Here is a 16,798-nt window from a genome sequence, read left to right on the forward strand (position 1 = left end):
ATACGCTCCAGGGCCATGACGGCGCAGGCGCCTGCCGCTTCTGCGATCCTGGCCTGCTCCGGCGTGGTGACATCCATGATAACGCCGCCTTTGAGCATCTGTGCTAGCTCTTTATTCAGTTCATATCTGTTTTCAGTCATGCGGTTACCTCCTGTTGCAATTGCTTGCATTTTATTATACATAAAAGTGGCATGATAGAAAGTGCCATTTTGCAACTTTTTAACCATGCCAGTTTTGGAAAAGGGGAGACGTTTAATATTTTTTTAAGATAAAGGGATTCTTATTGTTCCCAAATGCAGAAAGAGGTATGATGAAAAAAGAATTGACGGAAGGATGTCAGAATTATGTGGAGCAGGTCCTCATGGACAGAGGCGGCCTGCAGAAAGCGGAAAATGAGAACTATGGATTTCACAGGGAATACCGGGTGCTGGTACATGCTTGAAAACTGCCCCGGATCGATGGTGGGAAGGCAGGTGGCAGGAAATGCGGGTTGCGGTGATAGCGGATACCCATGGGCTGCTCAGGCAGGAGACGATTGATTTGATTGAGGGCTGTGATGCGGTGATCCATGCAGGAGATGTGGATACGCCGGACATTTATGAGAAGCTGAAGGGGCAAAAACCCCTTTATCTGGTGCGGGGGAACAATGACGGCGGCTGGGCCGGGCAGCTGCCGGAATCGCTGCGGTTTGAACTGGAGGGCGTTCCCATTTTTCTGATCCATAACAGAAAAGATATCCGGGAAACAGGGGAGAATGTGAAGCTTGTGATTTTCGGCCATTCCCATAAATACAGTGAGGAATGGGCGGAAGGAAGATGCTGGCTGAATCCGGGCAGCTGTGGGAAAAGAAGATTCAGGCTTCCGCTTACCATGGCGGCCGTTACCCTGCTGGACGGAAAAATAGCTGCGGTGGAACGGATAGATCTGGAAACCGCAGAATACGGAAAAAACATAAGCCCGGCAGCCGGCTGCAGGGAAACCATGCCGCCGGAAGCGGATCGCAGAAAAGCGGTCGGCAGGATTCTCAGGGGAATGGACAAAGGGGAAACAATTGCAGAAATGTCCTTAAAATGGAAGCTGCCGCAGGATTTTGTGGAGCAGGTATGCCGGATAAGGGTGACGCATCCGGGTGTGACTGCGGAAGGAATTGTGAATAAAATGGAGGTGAATGAGCTGCGGGGGCGGTGAAGGACGAGGAGTGAAGCGGGGCCCGGGTTACATTAATTACATTGGAAGAAATATACGGCCCGGGTAATCCGCAGGTGATAAACCTGTGGCAATAGTAATGAAACATAAAAAATAACAAGAGCCTTCTCAGCTCGGCCGGCAGGGATGTACACTGCTGGCTGCGCTGAGAAGGCTCTGTCCATTTCCATATTCTTTTTTTGCCGGAATCCCGGCCTCTGATTCCCTGAAAGCTCAGTCCCGGGAACATGATTTCTGAAAGCGAAGTCTGTTATTTGAGCTTTTCCTGAATATCCAGCAGCTGGAAAATCATATTATCAATCATTTTTTTATAGTCATCCCTCAGCAGTGTGTAGCTTTCCAGAATTCCATTGGTAACCTGCGCTGTCGGGGGCATTTCATTGAAAGCACTGTAAATATCGCTGACGCCGTACAGCCTGCACAGCTTTAAAAATGTGTATCCGTCAGGTTCAGACTTGCCGACCTCCCAGGAAGCCAGGGTACTTTTATTCTTCAGGCCGAGCAGATCGGCGGCTTGCTGCTGTGTATATCCTCTGGCCTTGCGTAAAGTACGAAGAGTATTGCCAAACTGTTTATTCGCCATATTGTCACCTCACAACTGCATAATACAGGATTGCCTGTAACAAGTCAATTTATTAGTTGAAAAATTCGAATTAAATATGTTGACAAGACGAATAATTCGATTATATAATGGTAAAAGAGCGAAAAAATCGATTTTAAGGGGAGGAAATATGAACAAAAAGCTGATACGGTTTTTAACGGACTGTATGACGGAAAAGAAAATAAACTGCAGCATGCTGGCGCATCTGACCGGGATTGATTACCAGAGGATTCTCATGATTTTTCTGGGGGAGGATACTATCAGCGGAAGTGAACTGCTCTGTATCTGCAGGGCAATGGGCGTGGAACAGGCGGCACTGATGGCATTGCTGGAGGGTGCGGCCTGACGGCATCAGGAAGAACAGTACGAAATCAGGAGGAAAAGAAAATGGGCGGTAAAGCAGGGAAAGTACATACCTGGAATAAGGACAGGTTAAAGGGACAGCTGGAAATTCAGTCAATGGTTTGGCCGGGGCTGATTTTCCTGTTTATATTCAGCTATATTCCCATGTACGGGATCATTATTGCATTTAAGGATTTTAATATTATGTCCGGCTTTGCCGGAGGGGAGTTTGTAGGACTGAAATATTTCCGTCAGTTTCTTACGGATCCTCAGCTGCCGCTGGTTCTGAAGAACACGGTTATGATAAATCTTCTGGGGCTGCTGATAGGCTTTCCCGCGCCGGTACTGCTTGCAATCTTAATTACCGAGCTGAGAGGGAAAAGATTCCGGAAGCTGGCGCAGACGGTATCCTATCTTCCGCATTTCCTGTCCTGGGTTATATTCGGCGGCATCATGCTTGAGCTTCTGGCCTCCGGGGGGATTGTCAATAAGATGCTGAACACGCTCCATCTGGTGGACGGCAGTCTGAACCTGATGGCTGATCCGGGTAAATTTTATATGATATTCACTATTATTTCAGTAATTAAAAGCATCGGATATGGCTCGATACTTTACATATCTGCCATTACCTCTGTAGATCAGGATATGTACGAAGCTTCATACATTGACGGGGCAAACAGGTTTCAGAAAATTATATATATCACGATCCCGGCCATTATGGGGACGATTGTCATCATGCTGATATTTCAGATAAGCAATATTCTTAATACCGGGTTTGAACAGGTGCTGATTCTGCAGAATTCGCTGAATATCAGCGCGAGTGAGACGATTGATACCTATGTTTACAAAATAGGCATGACGCAGCAGCGGTATTCCTATGCGACGGCCGTGGGCCTGTTCAAATCAGTAATTGCGGTAATCCTTTTGTGGGCAGCCAATAAGAGCTCCAATAAGATAACCGGAAAAGGACTTTTTTAAGGAAGGCGGGATGAGCGTGGACGAGGAAAGAAAGGTTGGCAGGGTTAAGCCATTTGATGTGATTAATATTATTATAATGATAATTTTCATTTTTATTATGGCCTATCCTTTGTGGTTTATTATTGTAGGGGCTTTTAATGAAGGAAAGGACTATATGCGCGGCGGCGTCTATCTGTGGCCGAGGGTGTGGACGCTGGATAATTTCAAGGCCGTATTCCGGGACAGAAGCATAATCGGAGCATTTGCAGTTACCGTGGCGAAGTGTGCGGTGGGAACCGTGACCAGCGTGCTGTTTACCTGCCTGGTATCCTACGGGCTGTGCAGGCCGAATCTTAAATTCAAGAAAATATATGTACCGTTTATTATGTTCACCATGTTTTTCGGAGGAGGCCTGATTCCTTATTTTCTGCTGATCAGAAGCCTTCATTTGTACAATACCTTCTGGGTGTATATTATTCCGTCCCTGTTTAATGTATGGAATATGATCATTATCCAGTCTTTTATGCGGGAGCTGCCCGAGGCATTGAATGAATCGGCCAAAATGGACGGAGCCGGGGAATACCGAATTTTCCTGCAGATTATTCTGCCTTTGAGCAAGCCGGTTATTGCGGCAATTGCTCTCTTTACGATAGTGGGGCACTGGAACAGCTATTTTGATTCCATGATGTATACTGCGGATGTGTCCCTGCAGACGATTCAGCTGTATCTGAAAAAGGTAATTACCGATCCGTCCGTTGCGGCGGGAATGGGGGCTACGGCGGCCAGGGTGGTGCCTGACGCGGCGGCCAAAATTACCGCACAGTCGGTGAAGCTGGCCGCTATGGCGGTTACGGCGCTTCCGGTGGTAGCTATTTATCCGTTCCTGCAGAAATACTTTGTAAAGGGTATGACAATCGGAGCAGTGAAGGGATAACTACAACAATAAATTTTTAAAGGGAGGTTTCCTATGAGAGGAAAGAAATTATGGAATGCCGTTATGGCAGGTATGCTGTGCGTGAGCATGCTGGCAGGCTGTGGGGCGAAGACAGAGAATGCGCCGTCGGAGCCAGCTGCGTCCGAAGCTGCGCAGACGGGGGAACAGGAAAGCACGGAGAAGGCAGTAGAGGAATCCGCAGAGGCGGCCGGAGAGACACCGAGCTGGAAAAAGGATACCAGCCCTATCACCATTGACTGGTTTGTGGCATATGACTGGTATGGTAAGGTATTTGATCCTGTAAACAATATGGCGGATAAGAAGCTGCAGACCGAAACAGGAATTACGATTAATGTAATTACCGGTAATGCGGACAAACTGAATGCACTGATTGTATCGGGAGAACTGCCCGATGTGGTTACCTTTGACGCAGTGGCTTCACAGAGGCTTCAGATGGAGGATTCCGGGATGGTTCTGGATCTGGAAGAATTATCGGAAAAGTATGCGCCTGATTTGAATGTGCCGCAGTCCCAGAAGGACTGGTACCGCAATGATGACGGAAAATGGTATTCCCTGGTCAGCTTTTACTATGGGCCGGAAAGATGCACTGATGAATTCGGAGGATTTCTTGTTACCCATAACAGTAACTTCGTAAGAACGGATTTACTGGAGCAGATCGGAATGTCAATGGAGGATCTGAAAACAAAGGAAGGCTTTTATGAGGCTCTGAAAAAGGTGAAAGACGAAAACCTTCAGTATGACGGTATGGATGTAATACCTCTGACAGGAGTTTATGCCACAAATATGGCGCAGCAGTTCGGTGCGCAGCTGGAGGATAAGGAAGGGAACCTTCAGGATATCAAGCTGCAGCCGGAATACCTGGAAGCTCTGAAGTTTTATAACAGGCTGTACCGGGAAGGCCTGATTACTACAGATGAATTTACCCAGGATCAGACACAGCGTGACCAGAAGGTGGCCAGCGGCCAGGTATTTATGGCGCAGGGCTGGATGACGGTTAAGCAGCCGAGATCCGCTCTCTATTCGAGCGATCCCAATGCGAAAATGCTTTACTGCGGCTCTATTACAACCGGTGATTCGGGCAACCAGCACTATCTGTCATCCATTAATGCGGCAGGCTGGACAACCACAATGATTACAAAAAGTGCGGAGCATCCGGACAGGATTATTTCATTATTCTCCTACCTGACGCAGGAAGAAGCTGCTCTGGATGAGGAATATGGCTGCGGCTGTTATGATATTGTTGACGGCAAAGCCATAAGGAAAGAAGAGGCGGTGAAGGAATATGAAGACGATTATAACGCCGCTTATAACAAATATAATATGAATCTGAGTTTTGCCATGGATTATACGATCATTCAGAAATATGAGAATCTGAATGTTGAAAATGAGCTGGAAAAAGACCGTATCAATATGGAGCGCGATAAAGATGCGCAGTTGTATGATGACAAGTGTTTTTCAGACATTAACCCGATGGCGGGAACGGATCTGGCAGCGATTAAGGCATCGATTGATGAATATTGGAAATCAGCTGAGCCTCAGATGATTATGGCTTCCAGTGAGGAAGAATGCGAGAAGCTATACCAGCAGGCAATCGATCAGATAAAGAGTATGGGATTTGACCAGCTGTATGAGTTCCAGAATGAAAAATTCCATAAAAATAAGCAAAAACTGGGCATTGATTTTGCATGGCCGTCGCTGCAGTAGAAGGAAAGGTGAAGCATTTGAATGCGAAAGAAGTATTTGGCTGGACTCCGGAGTATTTAACCAGAAACGGCAGACCATGGTTTCCGGTGATGGGAGAGTTCCATTACAGCAGATACCCGGATCGTTACTGGGAGGAATCGCTGTATAAAATGAAAGCCTGCGGCGTGGATGTGGTATCAACCTATGTAATCTGGATACATCATGAAGAGGAAGAAGGAAGATATGATTTTACCGGATGCAGGAATCTTCGGAAATTTCTGGCGGCTGCGGATAAATGCGGGGTTCTGATTTTCCTGAGAATCGGGCCGTGGTGCCACGGAGAGGTACGCAATGGAGGCTTTCCAGACTGGCTGTTGCAGAAAGAATATGAGCCGCGTACGAATGATGAGAGATATTTTGCCTGTGTAGAAGCTTATTATAATAGAGTTTTTGAAGAGGTGCAAGGATATCTTTTAAAGGACGGCGGCCCGATCATCGGAGTACAGATTGAAAATGAATATGGGCACTGCGGCGGGCTGCAGGCAGAAGACGGGGAAGCGCACATGCGCCGGTTGAAAGAGCTGGCTGTGAAGGCCGGTTTTGAGGTACCCTATTATACCGCGACTGGCTGGGGCGGAGCGGCAACCGGCGGGCTTTTGCCGGTGCTGGGAGGCTATTGCGATGCGCCCTGGGATCCGCGAATTACAGAGATTGAGCCAAGTGTGAACTATGTATTTACCCGGGAACGCAATGACCGCAATATCGGCAGCGATCAGAGAAAAGGGGAGGACCTGACCTGGTCATGTGATAAATTCCCGTATCTGACAGCGGAGCTGGGCGGCGGTATCCAGGTAACAAAACACAGAAGGCCGGTGGCTTCTAACCGGGATATCGGCGCAATGACTTTGACGAAGCTTGGCTGCGGAGCGAACCTGCTGGGATATTATATGTATCATGGAGGCACTAATCCTCATGGAAAGCGAAGTACGCTGCAGGAATCCCGGGAAACGGGATATCCCAATGACCTTCCGGAATATTCCTATGATTTTAATGCGCCGATCAGAGAATACGGGCAAATATCCGACACTGCGCTGGAGCTGAAATTATATGCCATGTTTCTGCATGATTTCGGTGAAGAGTTCTGCAGGATGGATACTTATCTTACGGAGGAAAATCCGGAGGATCCCAATGATGTATCCCGCCTGCGTACAGCAGTAAGGCGGAATGGCAGCAGCGGATATCTGTTTGTCAATAATTATCAGAGAAGAAAAAAACTGGCGGAACATAACGCAGTTACCTTAAAGGCAGAGCTTCCCGGGGAGTGTATTCAGTTCGAAGCGCAGGACATCCATGACGGAGATTACTTTTTCTATCCATTTCATTTTCCCATTGGAGAAAACGCGGAGCTGCTTTGCGCAAATGCAACACCGCTGTGCGTTCTTCACAGGGGCGATGGAAACCGCTATTGCTTTTACGGAAAGGATCCGGATTTCAAAGTGACGGGAGAACCGGGGAAAAACGAGCTTGTATGCCTGTCAAGGCAGGAGGCGCTGCATTCCTGGAAGATAGAGGCTGGAGGGGAAGAGCATCTGCTCATATGCGGATATCCCGTGATTAAAAGGGAGCAGGGCTGCGATATCCTGTACCGTCCGAAAGCCAATGAAACAGTGGAATTTGCAGCTTATCCGGAGCTGGCGCAGAGTCCGGAAGGATTTGAGAAAAGCAGGACGGAGGGAATTTATACCATTTATACAATGTCAAACAGCCCGAAGCCACAGCCCCTGCGTTGTAAAATGACTGAATACAGGGACGCAGACAGTACCCGGTATGAGGTGGAGATAGAATATGACGGCATTTACCGGGAACAGGGCTTCTTCGGAGGAAGAATACCGGAGGATGTGTTCCTGAAGCTGGATTATACGGGGGAAAGCCTGGAGCTTTTTATCAACGGAACCAAAGAAGGGGATCATTTTTATACCGGACAGCTTTGGGAGATTGGATTGAAAAGGTTTGATTTTCCGGAGAAGGTGGAGCTTGTTATCCACCGCCTCGACAGAAATATGCCTGTTTACATTGAAACATGGCCGGATTTGCCGGATGGCGGGGAAGCCGTGGTAAATACCCTGACGGCGGAGAAGGAATACAGAATTCCGCTGCAGCTTGCTTAAAAGCATTATTGAAATGAGAATAAAACAGGGCGGAGGTTCCGGGAAGGAACCTCTGCCCGCATGTACTTATCTGATGTGCTGACTCCAGTTTACAGATCATCCACCAAAGCCGTACTTTTGGCGTAGGCCGTGCTTTTTGCCTCAAAGAAATCGGTCTTGACCATGTTGGCATTGGAATATTGGCTGACCCAGGCCATACTTTCCGGTTCGGCAGTATGCCCGGGGTAGAGCGGTTCATAACCGAGACTGGTCCATCGCAGATTGCCCAGATAATGGATATAGTCTGTTATCATATCCTTTGTCAGTCCGGGTATGGCGTTGCCGATACAATAATGGCCCCAGTCAATTTCCTGACGGACGCCTTCTTCCAGCATTTCTTTCAGGACAGCGATATTTTCCGGCGTAAAAAGTTCAGGCTCTTCCTTCTGCAGTTCCAGAATGATATTGCGGAAAAGCCACAGATGGGTATTCTCGTCCCGGTTAATATAGCGGATTTCCTGGGCGGAACCGGGCATTTTGCCATTGCGGCTCAGGTTATAGAAGAACATGAAGCCGCTGTAGAAATAGATGCCCTCCAGAATGAAATTGGCCATCATAACCTTAAGGAGAGTAAAGGAATCCCTGTGCTCCTGGAACTCATTATAGCAGTTCCCGATAAAGGTGTTTCTGCGAAGAAGGTGTTCATCATCCTTCCACTGATAGAGGATGGCATCGCGCTCCGTGGGGTTGCAGATGGTGTCGAGCATATAGCTGTAGCTCTGGCTGTGCACGCATTCCTGGAAGGTCTGGATGGAGAGGCAGAGATTCACCTCATTGGCGGTGATATACTCGCCGATATGAGGCAGGTTGGCGGTCTGGATGGAGTCCAGGAAGACGAGGAAGCTCAGGATTTTATCATAGGCTGTCCGTTCCGCAGGGGACAGGCGGGGATAGTCCTTTACATCTGTGGAAAGGTTGATTTCCTCGGGGATCCAGAAATTATTCATGGCCTGGCGGTACCAGTCGCTGACCCAGGGATAACGCATATTATTGAAATCGTTCAGGTTTGTGGTATTGCCGTTAATCATCCGGCGGAGACGCACATCCGTATCTCCTTCCGGGTTAAAAAGGGGTTTTTTCCTTAATTCGTTCATGCTTCTGTCCTTTCTGTCCGGCAGGGATATGGCCGGTTCTGTTTATTTCAGCCGCTTATCAGCCGTCTGGCCGCCGGGGCCTTTTACTTAGGAGGAGCAGCTTTCGCACTCCTCTACCTCCAGAGATTTGCTGCGTACGTAATAAATGGTTTTTACTCCGCATTCCCAGGCCTGCACATAGAGGGAGAGTACCTGGCGGAGGGTATAATCATTGGTGATATATAGGTTCATGCTCTGCGCCTGGTCGATATGGCGCTGCCGCACGCCGCAGGCGCGGACACTCATGCTCTGGTCAATGAGATGGGCATTTTTATAATACCAGTAGGTTTTCATGGACAGCTCGGGAGCGACACGGGGCAGCATAAAGCCTTTTTTTTCTTCCAGGAAAAACCGTTTCATCACCGGATCCAGACCTGCAGTGGTACCTGAAAGGATGCTGGTGCTACTGGTGGGAGCCACCGCCAGCAGATAGGCGTTCCGTATGCCATGGGCAGCCACGTTTTGCCGTACCTGTTCCCATTCGGGGGAGGTATAGCCTCTCTTGTCAAAATAGGCGCCGGACTGCCAGTCACTTCCTTCAAAGTATTCATAGCTGCCTTTTTCTGCGGCAATGGCAGAGCTGGCAGCGATTGCAGCGCGGTTGATACGTTCAAAGACATCATCCACAAAGGATAGGTGCTGTTCACTTTCCCAGGGAATCTGACGCTTGGCCAGCATATGGTGATAGCCGCTGACGCCCAGGCCAATGCTGCGGTAACGGCGGTTGGTCAGTTTGGCATAGGGCAGGGCATAAAAATTCAGATCGATCACATTGTCCAGGGCGCGCACTGCGGTGGCTACCACATCAGAAAGGCAGGCGTCGTTTTCCACAGGAAGATTACCCAGGGAGAGGCTTGCCAGGTTGCAGACAACAAAATCCCCGGGGCGGGTTGTGGTGACGATGACGGTATCCCCGTTTTCTGATTTGATTTCCGTACTGACAGTCTCGATGGGAGACATGTTCTGCGCTATTTCCGTACACAGATTGGAGCAGTAAATCATGCCCCGGTGGCTGTTGGGGTTGGCGCGGTTTACGATATCCCGGTTGAACGTAAAAGGAGTTCCGGTTTCTACCGCTGATTTCAGAATCAGGCGGACGATTTCCTTCAGGGAAATGACGCGTTTGGAAATACGGGAGTCCTGAATGCATTCCAGATAGCGTTTTTCCCATTCCCCGCCATAATAGTCTTCCAGGGAGTAGCCCCTTACGGTGAGTATCTCATGGGGACACATGAGATACCAGTCCTGATTCAGATTCTCCTTCGCCATTTTCCAGAACAGGTCGGGATAGCAGACCGCGGGAAAAATATCATGGGCTTTCATACGGTCATCCCCATTATTGGTGCGCAGCTGCAGGAATTCAGGCAGATCCCGGTGCCAGGCGTCCAGATAGACCGCAGCCGCTCCCTGTCTCATGCCCAGCTGATCCACAGCCACAGCGGTATCGTTTACCAGCTTAATCCAGCGGATGACGCCGCCTGCCGCACCTTCAAAGCCGCGGATGGAGCTTCCGGTGGCGCGCACCTTTCCAAAGTACAGCCCCATACCGCCCCCGAATTTGCTGACCTGGGCAAAATTATCCACACTGCGGTAAATTCCATCCAGGCTGTCAGGCACCGTGTCAATGAAGCAGCTGGAAAGCTGATGGTAAGGCTTACGCGCATTGGAGAGGGTGGGAGTTGCCATAGTCACCTCCATACGGCTGAGGCAGTCATAGAATTTTCTGACCCAGATAAGCCGGTTCTGTTTTTCCTTCATGGCCAGGTGGAGCGCGATGCCAAGGAACATTTCCTGGGGCGTTTCCAGAAGAATATGGTGCTTCGTGCGGATGCAGTACCGCTTGAGGAGCAGATCCAGACCTGCGTAGGTGAACAGCTCATCCCGGCTGTCATCCAGAAATAGCGCCGCTTCCTCAATTTCCTCCCGGCTGTATTGTTCTAAAATATAGCTTCCATACAAGCCCTGATCGGTGAGATAGCGCAGCTTTTCATAAAAGCAGGTAATGCGCGCTTCTTCCATGCGTGCATCGATGGCCTGGCGGCTCTGGTAATTGAGAAGCCTGGCGGCAATGAACTCCCAGCGCGGGGCTTCCTGGGTAGTCAGCTCCACGGCAGCTTTTATGAGAGCGGACAGCTTTTCCTCCGGCTTCATGTCAGGTTTGGAAAAAGCGGTGTACTTGGCGGAAAGATGCAGGAGGGAATACTCCTCCTGGGGAAAATCCTTCTGTATTTTTCTGAAAACCTGTTCCAGCTTCCTGTCGGAGGCGGACTGGCTGAGGGCGGCCCTGGCATCCCGGAGAAGGGAACGCTTCTGGCGGTAGAGAATATAATTTTTCGCTTCCGCAAAAAAGCCCTGTTCCATCAGAGTACGCTCCACCTGATCCTGGATGCCTTCCACGCTGGTGATATTCTGTTCGTAAAGCCCTTCCTCTACGGCATGAAGCAGATCCGCCATAACAGAGGGGGCGGGATTACTTCCGGTACTTTCAAATGCCTTTTTCATGGCGGTAATGATTTTATGGCCGTCATAGGTTTCGCTGCGGCCGTTGCGCTTTGTGATTTCCATTTCTGTCTCCTTTAAACGGGACCGCCTGGTAAAAAAATTCCGGCGGCCGGCGTTTTTTTTTATGTATGATTGCTTAAAACCATATCTGGTGTGGCAGGCTCCGGCCGCTGCTGCAGATAGCGGACGGAGATAGCTGCAGCACTAAAAGTAGTGTTTTCTTTGCCGAATTGAGTCCATTATATACTATATCTAGTTCAAATACAAGAACGATTCCTGATATTGTTTATCACAGGCTGCAGCTATCTGTTCTTTCCATATTATTATTGGAGATATGCTTGACTTTTATTATAGTTATAATTAAAATTATTAACTAGATAACTATTAATTGGTTTAAGGGTTAACACATTAACTTTAACCTTTGCCAGGAGAAACTGGCAGACTAATGGAGAAAAGGAGGGGCCGTGCAGGAGCGGCGGCCGGAAAAAGATGGAAAGAAAGGAATTGGCGCACAATTCAATCAGGATGTTCCGCAGGGTGGATACCATGCTGCGGCGTTATCTGGACAGGAAGGTCTGCCATACGGGGGTGTATCCCACGCAGCACAGGCTTTTAATGGAGCTGTACAGGAATCCCAACTGCTCCCAGGTGGGATTGGCGGAGAAGTTTGATGTTTCGGCGGCCGCTATAGCAGTGTCTTTGAAGAAGCTGGAAAAGGGAGGCTATATTACCCGGCTGGCGGATGAAGCCGACAATCGGATCAACCAGGTAAGCGTGACGGAAAAGGGGAAGGAGGTCATCCATAAAAGCTTTCTTATTTTCGAGGAGACGGACCGGTGCTTTTTTGATGGCTTTACGGATGAAGAAATGGCGCAGTTTTTGGACTTTATGGAACGGGCTTATAAAAATATGGCAGATGAGAACAGCCGCCTGGACGGGGAGGACAGTAAATGAAACGGTATCTGAAGTACGTGAAGCCCTACTGGTATGCGTTTATTTTAGGGCCGATTCTTATGATTACAGAGGTGGCCGGTGAGGTTATCCTGCCTGCCTATATGGCCAGGATTATCAATGTGGGCGCGGCCAACCGGGATGTGCCCTATATTATCGGAACGGGGCTGACGATGATCGCTATTGCTTTCATTATGATGGGCGGCGGGATCGGCGGGGCCTGGTTTGCTTCCAAGGCATCCATCAGCTTCGGCGCTGATCTGCGGAATGACTGTTTTAAAAAGGTGCAGAAGTTTTCCTTTGCAAATATTGATGCTTTTTCCACCGGTTCCCTTGTGACCAGGCTGACCAATGATATCACGCAGGTACAGAACCTGATTATGATGGGGTTAAGGATGATGCTGCGCGCCCCGGGAATGCTCATCGGAGCCATTATCATGGCTTTTTCCATGAACGCAAGGCTGGCCAGGGTATTTCTGGTTATCATGCCGGTCATGATCATTGCCATTACAATCATTATGAGGACGGCTTTCCCAAGGTTTACCATCATGCAGAAGAAGCTGGATAAGGTTAACTCCAATATCCAGGAAACGCTGCAGAATGTGCGGGTTATTAAATCCTTTGTCAGAGGGGAATATGAAGAAAAGCGTTTTTCCGATTCCAATGAGGATTTAAAGGATTCCAGCCTGCGGGCCTTCAAGGTGGTTATCCTGCAGATGCCCCTCATGGCTTTTTTTATGAACGCAACCACGCTGGCAGTGGTATGGATGGGCGGAAAGCAGGTGCTTGTGGGGGATATGCAGGTAGGAAACCTGACAGCCTTTACTACCTATATCGTGCAGGTCCTCATGTCACTGATGATGCTGGCCATGGTTTTTTTGCAAAGCTCCAGGGCGGTTGCCAGCGCCAGGAGAATCAACGAAATCCTTGATACGGAAATCGATTTGACGGACGAGAATGCAAAACAGACATCAAAAACGGTGCAGGAGGGGCGGATTGAGTTTCAGCAGGTTTCCTTCCGGTATTATAAGGACAGCCAGGAGAAGGTGCTTGACGATGTCAGCCTGACCATAGAGCCTGGCCAGACGGTGGGGATAATCGGCTCCACCGGCTGCGGCAAGACAACGCTTGTTTCCATGATTCCCCGGCTTTATGATGCGGATGAAGGAAGGATATTGGTGGACGGCGTGGATGTGAGAGATTATTCCCTGAAAAACCTGAGAAATGGCGTGGGCATGGTTTTGCAGAAAAATGTGCTTTTTTCAGGTACGATTGAGGAGAATCTGATGTGGGGCGACGAGGAAGCTTCGCAGGAGGCGGTACGTGCGGCTTCGGAAGCGGCACAGGCGGATGCCTTCCTGCAAACCTTCCCCGATGGCTATCAGACCCAGCTGGGCCAGGGCGGCGTCAATGTGTCCGGCGGCCAGAAGCAGCGGTTATGTATCGCAAGGGCTCTTTTAAAGCAGCCGAAAATCCTGATTCTCGACGACAGCACCAGCGCGGTGGACACGGCAACGGAGGCAAAAATCAGGGAAAGCTTTACCGGGACGCTGAAGGATACCACCAAGCTGATCATTGCGCAGCGCATCACCTCCGTCATGAATGCGGATCAGATCGTGGTAATGGATGAAGGAAAGATTGTAGGGCTTGGCAGGCATGAGGAGCTGCTGGCCGGCTGTGAGGCTTATCAGGAAATCTACTATTCCCAGATGGACAGGGAGGTGAGCGCATCATGAACGAGGCCAGAAAAGAAGCGTTGATTAGAAAATATTCCTATGCGGCGCAGCAGGCCGGCGCACAGGGAAAAGGTCCCGGCGGACCCAGGCCTGGAGGCCCCGGGCCGGGAAGAGGCCGTGGGCGGATGCCCGGAGGCAAGCCGAAGAATGCGGGAAAAACCATAAAAAGGCTGCTTTCCTATATCCAGGAGGAAAAATACAAGCTTGCGCTGGTTTTTACATGTGTCATAATTAATACCATTGCCATGCTGGCCGGTTCCTATATGCTGCGTCCCATCATAAACAGCCTGACTTCCTCAAATGGGAGCGCGGATAAGCTGCTGCATTCCCTGGTGATTATGGCGTGTATTTATGCGGTGGGAATCGTTGCCCAGTATTTGCAGTCCCGCGTGATGATTGGGATATCCCAGCATGCTATTTTTAAAATAAGAAATGAGCTGTTTGCAAAAATTCAAAAGCTGCCGGTCCGGTTTTATGATACAAACAACCACGGTGATATTATGAGCCGTTTTACCAACGACGTGGATGCGGTGGGGGAAATGCTGAACAATACCGTGGTCCAGATCATTTCCAGTATGATCAATGTTATCGGCACCTTCTGCCTGATGGTATATACCAATGTCTGGCTGACGCTGATTACCGTGGTTACGGTGCCGCTGATGATGCAGGCAGCGCGTTTTGTCACCATGCGCAGCCGCAGGTTTTACAAGGCGCAGCAGGCGGCGCTGGGAACGCTGAACGGCTATATTGAGGAAACGGTAACGGGACAGAAGGTGGTCAAGGTATTCTGCCATGAGGAGATTGCGGAGGAGGAATTTTCTTATTTAAATTATGATCTGCGGGATAAGCAGATTATGGCGCAGTTTTTCGGAGGTATCATGGGGCCTGTCATGGGAAACCTGGGGCAGGTAGGCTATTCACTGACAGCCTGTATCGGCGGCATCCTCTGTGTGCTCAGGGGTTTTGATATCGGCGGGCTTACCGTGTTTGTGAATTATTCCAGGCAGTTCAGCAGACCTATTAATGAGCTTTCCATGCAGATGAATACCATTTTTTCCGCGCTGGCCGGTGCGGAACGGGTTTTCTCCGTTATGGATGAGAAGCCGGAGCCGGAGGACGGACCGGAGGCGGTGCAGCTGACGAACTGCAGAGGCTATGTGCGGCTGGAGGATGTGACCTTTGGCTACAACCCGGATAAAACGATTCTGAAGGATATTTCCCTGTATGCAAAGCCAGGCCAGAAAATTGCCTTCGTAGGCTCTACGGGGGCCGGAAAAACAACGATTACCAACCTTATCAACCGTTTTTATGACATTGATAAGGGCAAAATCACCATTGACGATGTGGATATCAAAAATATCTCGAGGGATGACCTCCGCCGCAACATTGCCATGGTGCTTCAGGACACCCATCTTTTTACAGGGACGGTCCGTGAAAATATCCGTTACGGCAGGCTGGATGCCACGGATGAGGAGGTGGAGCAGGCGGCCAGGACGGCCAGCGCCCATTCCTTTATCATGAGGCTGGATAAGGGGTACGATACCATGATTGAGGGTGACGGGGCGAATTTAAGCCAGGGCCAGAGGCAGCTTCTGAACATTGCCAGGGCGGCGATTTCCAAGGCGCCCATTCTCATCCTGGATGAAGCGACCAGCTCCGTGGATACCAGGACGGAAAAACATATTGAAAAGGGGATGGACCGTCTGATGGCGGAGCGTACCACCCTGGTCATTGCCCATCGTCTTTCCACGGTTCGCAATGCCGATGCCATTATGGTGCTGGAGCACGGCGAGATCATCGAAAGAGGAAGCCATGACGACCTGCTTGCCATGAAGGGCAGATATTACGAGCTGTATACAGGAAAGAGCGAACTGGAATAATGGAAAAAGATATGATATAATTGCGCCATGCGGCAGACCGTGCCGGACAGTGCAGGAAGCGGAAACAAAACCGGCAGCTATCCGGAGCGTAAAGGAGGCTGCCGGTTTTTTCTGTCCATACTGTAAAAAGAAACAAAGCGGCCGGGGGAAGCGGTACGGCTGCAGAATAAAATGATTGGGTGATTGGAAATGAAGAATAAAAAGAATACCAAAGCCGCTGAAGCTGGCAAAGGCGCCAAGGCTGCAACGGCTTCCGAGGCTGCAAATGCTTCCAAGACGGCAACGGCTTCCGAGGATGTCGGAAAACGCGGCCCTGCGGGATTTTTCAGGGAGAATGCCCTGTTCTGCCTGCTTTTTTGCGGGATGGGGATTTATTACCTATGGCGTATGTTCTCGATTCCGCCCTGGTACGATGAACTTTATACCTATGAAAACTTTATTGACAGAGGGGTAATCTATTCCATGATTCATTGGCCGCTGCCGAATAACCATGTGTTTTTCTCTGCGTTGTCGGCGGTCCTGAACAAGCTGGGAAGCCCTTATATCGGGCTCAGGGGAATTTCCTTCCTGGCCTCCCTGGGCAGCTTGCTGCTTTTGTACCGTATTCTGCGCAAGGCTGTCCCTGCCAATCTGGCTGCGGCGGGG

Annotated in this window: 14 protein-coding genes and 1 pseudogene; 11 read left to right on the forward strand and 4 right to left on the reverse strand. The window is 49.6% G+C overall.

The window, feature by feature from the left end:
• A pseudogene (locus HMPREF1548_RS29710) lies at nt 1-140 on the reverse strand (pyridoxal 5'-phosphate synthase lyase subunit PdxS); the annotation flags it as partial.
• A gap of 167 nt (nt 141-307) precedes the next feature.
• On the opposite strand from HMPREF1548_RS29710, the gene HMPREF1548_RS30725 reads away from it, so the two are divergent.
• Entirely contained in the window at nt 308-442 is a 135-nt protein-coding gene (locus HMPREF1548_RS30725; RefSeq protein ID WP_021639723.1) for a hypothetical protein, read from the forward strand.
• A 41-nt stretch (nt 443-483) separates the two neighbouring features.
• Nucleotides 484-1,188 (forward strand): metallophosphoesterase family protein, encoded by a 705-nt coding sequence (locus HMPREF1548_RS25785; protein ID WP_051358481.1) that lies wholly within the window; start codon nt 484-486, stop codon nt 1,186-1,188.
• Nucleotides 1,189-1,456: 268 nt separating this feature from the next.
• Here the strand turns inward: HMPREF1548_RS25785 and HMPREF1548_RS25790 are convergent, their stop codons facing one another.
• The gene (locus tag HMPREF1548_RS25790) at nt 1,457-1,789 is read right to left on the reverse strand and encodes a helix-turn-helix transcriptional regulator (RefSeq protein ID WP_021639726.1); all 333 of its coding nucleotides are present in this window, start codon (nt 1,787-1,789) and stop codon (nt 1,457-1,459) included.
• 148 nt (nt 1,790-1,937) lie between these two features.
• Here HMPREF1548_RS25790 and HMPREF1548_RS25795 point away from each other — a divergent pair, with 148 nt between their 5' ends.
• From HMPREF1548_RS25795 to HMPREF1548_RS25815, 5 genes are read left to right on the forward strand one after another with little or no spacing between them, the layout of a single operon-like run.
• Entirely contained in the window at nt 1,938-2,153 is a 216-nt protein-coding gene (locus HMPREF1548_RS25795; protein ID WP_025491310.1) for a hypothetical protein, read from the forward strand.
• A 41-nt stretch (nt 2,154-2,194) separates the two neighbouring features.
• Complete coding sequence (locus tag HMPREF1548_RS25800; protein ID WP_021639728.1) at nt 2,195-3,127, forward strand: ABC transporter permease; 933 nt, start codon at nt 2,195-2,197, stop codon at nt 3,125-3,127.
• A 10-nt stretch (nt 3,128-3,137) separates the two neighbouring features.
• The gene (locus HMPREF1548_RS25805; RefSeq protein WP_021639729.1) at nt 3,138-4,040 is read left to right on the forward strand and encodes a carbohydrate ABC transporter permease; all 903 of its coding nucleotides are present in this window, start codon (nt 3,138-3,140) and stop codon (nt 4,038-4,040) included.
• A gap of 33 nt (nt 4,041-4,073) precedes the next feature.
• Entirely contained in the window at nt 4,074-5,765 is a 1,692-nt protein-coding gene (locus HMPREF1548_RS25810) for an extracellular solute-binding protein (protein ID WP_021639730.1), read from the forward strand.
• Between the two features lie 17 nt (nt 5,766-5,782).
• Nucleotides 5,783-7,912 carry a beta-galactosidase gene (locus tag HMPREF1548_RS25815; protein WP_035324076.1) on the forward strand — a complete coding sequence of 710 codons (2,130 nt, stop codon included), beginning with the start codon at nt 5,783-5,785 and terminating at the stop codon, nt 7,910-7,912.
• Between the two features lie 89 nt (nt 7,913-8,001).
• Here HMPREF1548_RS25815 and HMPREF1548_RS25820 read toward each other — a convergent pair whose 3' ends face one another.
• A complete protein-coding gene (locus HMPREF1548_RS25820; RefSeq protein ID WP_025491314.1) occupies nt 8,002-9,045 on the reverse strand; it encodes a ribonucleotide-diphosphate reductase subunit beta in 1,044 nt (347 codons plus the stop codon).
• A gap of 87 nt (nt 9,046-9,132) precedes the next feature.
• Complete coding sequence (locus HMPREF1548_RS25825; RefSeq protein WP_021639733.1) at nt 9,133-11,649, reverse strand: ribonucleoside-diphosphate reductase subunit alpha; 2,517 nt, start codon at nt 11,647-11,649, stop codon at nt 9,133-9,135.
• 426 nt (nt 11,650-12,075) lie between these two features.
• Here HMPREF1548_RS25825 and HMPREF1548_RS25830 point away from each other — a divergent pair, with 426 nt between their 5' ends.
• The 4 genes from HMPREF1548_RS25830 to HMPREF1548_RS30165 all read left to right on the forward strand — a co-directional run.
• Nucleotides 12,076-12,540, forward strand: a complete 465-nt coding sequence (locus tag HMPREF1548_RS25830) for a MarR family winged helix-turn-helix transcriptional regulator (RefSeq protein ID WP_021639735.1) — start codon at nt 12,076-12,078, stop codon at nt 12,538-12,540.
• Nucleotides 12,537-14,273 (forward strand): ABC transporter ATP-binding protein, encoded by a 1,737-nt coding sequence (locus tag HMPREF1548_RS25835; protein WP_021639736.1) that lies wholly within the window; start codon nt 12,537-12,539, stop codon nt 14,271-14,273. Before HMPREF1548_RS25830 ends, HMPREF1548_RS25835 begins: the two co-directional genes overlap by 4 nt.
• On the forward strand, nt 14,270-16,153 hold the full coding sequence (locus HMPREF1548_RS25840; RefSeq protein WP_021639737.1) for an ABC transporter ATP-binding protein: 1,884 nt from the start codon (nt 14,270-14,272) through the stop codon (nt 16,151-16,153). Before HMPREF1548_RS25835 ends, HMPREF1548_RS25840 begins: the two co-directional genes overlap by 4 nt.
• Nucleotides 16,154-16,342: 189 nt before the next feature.
• The coding region (locus HMPREF1548_RS30165) for a hypothetical protein (RefSeq protein WP_021639739.1) at nt 16,343-16,798 on the forward strand (456 nt) is incomplete at its 3' end.

It is taken from the genome of Clostridium sp. KLE 1755 (genome assembly GCF_000466465.2).
GTDB classification, from domain to species: domain Bacteria; phylum Bacillota; class Clostridia; order Lachnospirales; family Lachnospiraceae; genus Eisenbergiella; species Eisenbergiella porci.

What these genes read in the sequence shown, in the direction of transcription:
- HMPREF1548_RS30725 (WP_021639723.1), top strand. Translation starts at nt 308, where the DNA reads ATGATGAAAAAAGAATTGACGGAAGGATGTCAGAATTATGTGGAGCAG.
- HMPREF1548_RS25785 (WP_051358481.1), top strand. Translation starts at nt 484, where the DNA reads ATGCGGGTTGCGGTGATAGCGGATACCCATGGGCTGCTCAGGCAGGAG.
- HMPREF1548_RS25790 (WP_021639726.1), bottom strand. Translation starts at nt 1,789, where the DNA reads ATGGCGAATAAACAGTTTGGCAATACTCTTCGTACTTTACGCAAGGCC.
- HMPREF1548_RS25795 (WP_025491310.1), top strand. Translation starts at nt 1,938, where the DNA reads ATGAACAAAAAGCTGATACGGTTTTTAACGGACTGTATGACGGAAAAG.
- HMPREF1548_RS25800 (WP_021639728.1), top strand. Translation starts at nt 2,195, where the DNA reads ATGGGCGGTAAAGCAGGGAAAGTACATACCTGGAATAAGGACAGGTTA.
- HMPREF1548_RS25805 (WP_021639729.1), top strand. Translation starts at nt 3,138, where the DNA reads ATGAGCGTGGACGAGGAAAGAAAGGTTGGCAGGGTTAAGCCATTTGAT.
- HMPREF1548_RS25810 (WP_021639730.1), top strand. Translation starts at nt 4,074, where the DNA reads ATGAGAGGAAAGAAATTATGGAATGCCGTTATGGCAGGTATGCTGTGC.
- HMPREF1548_RS25820 (WP_025491314.1), bottom strand. Translation starts at nt 9,045, where the DNA reads ATGAACGAATTAAGGAAAAAACCCCTTTTTAACCCGGAAGGAGATACG.
- HMPREF1548_RS25825 (WP_021639733.1), bottom strand. Translation starts at nt 11,649, where the DNA reads ATGGAAATCACAAAGCGCAACGGCCGCAGCGAAACCTATGACGGCCAT.
- HMPREF1548_RS25830 (WP_021639735.1), top strand. Translation starts at nt 12,076, where the DNA reads ATGGAAAGAAAGGAATTGGCGCACAATTCAATCAGGATGTTCCGCAGG.
- HMPREF1548_RS25835 (WP_021639736.1), top strand. Translation starts at nt 12,537, where the DNA reads ATGAAACGGTATCTGAAGTACGTGAAGCCCTACTGGTATGCGTTTATT.
- HMPREF1548_RS25840 (WP_021639737.1), top strand. Translation starts at nt 14,270, where the DNA reads ATGAACGAGGCCAGAAAAGAAGCGTTGATTAGAAAATATTCCTATGCG.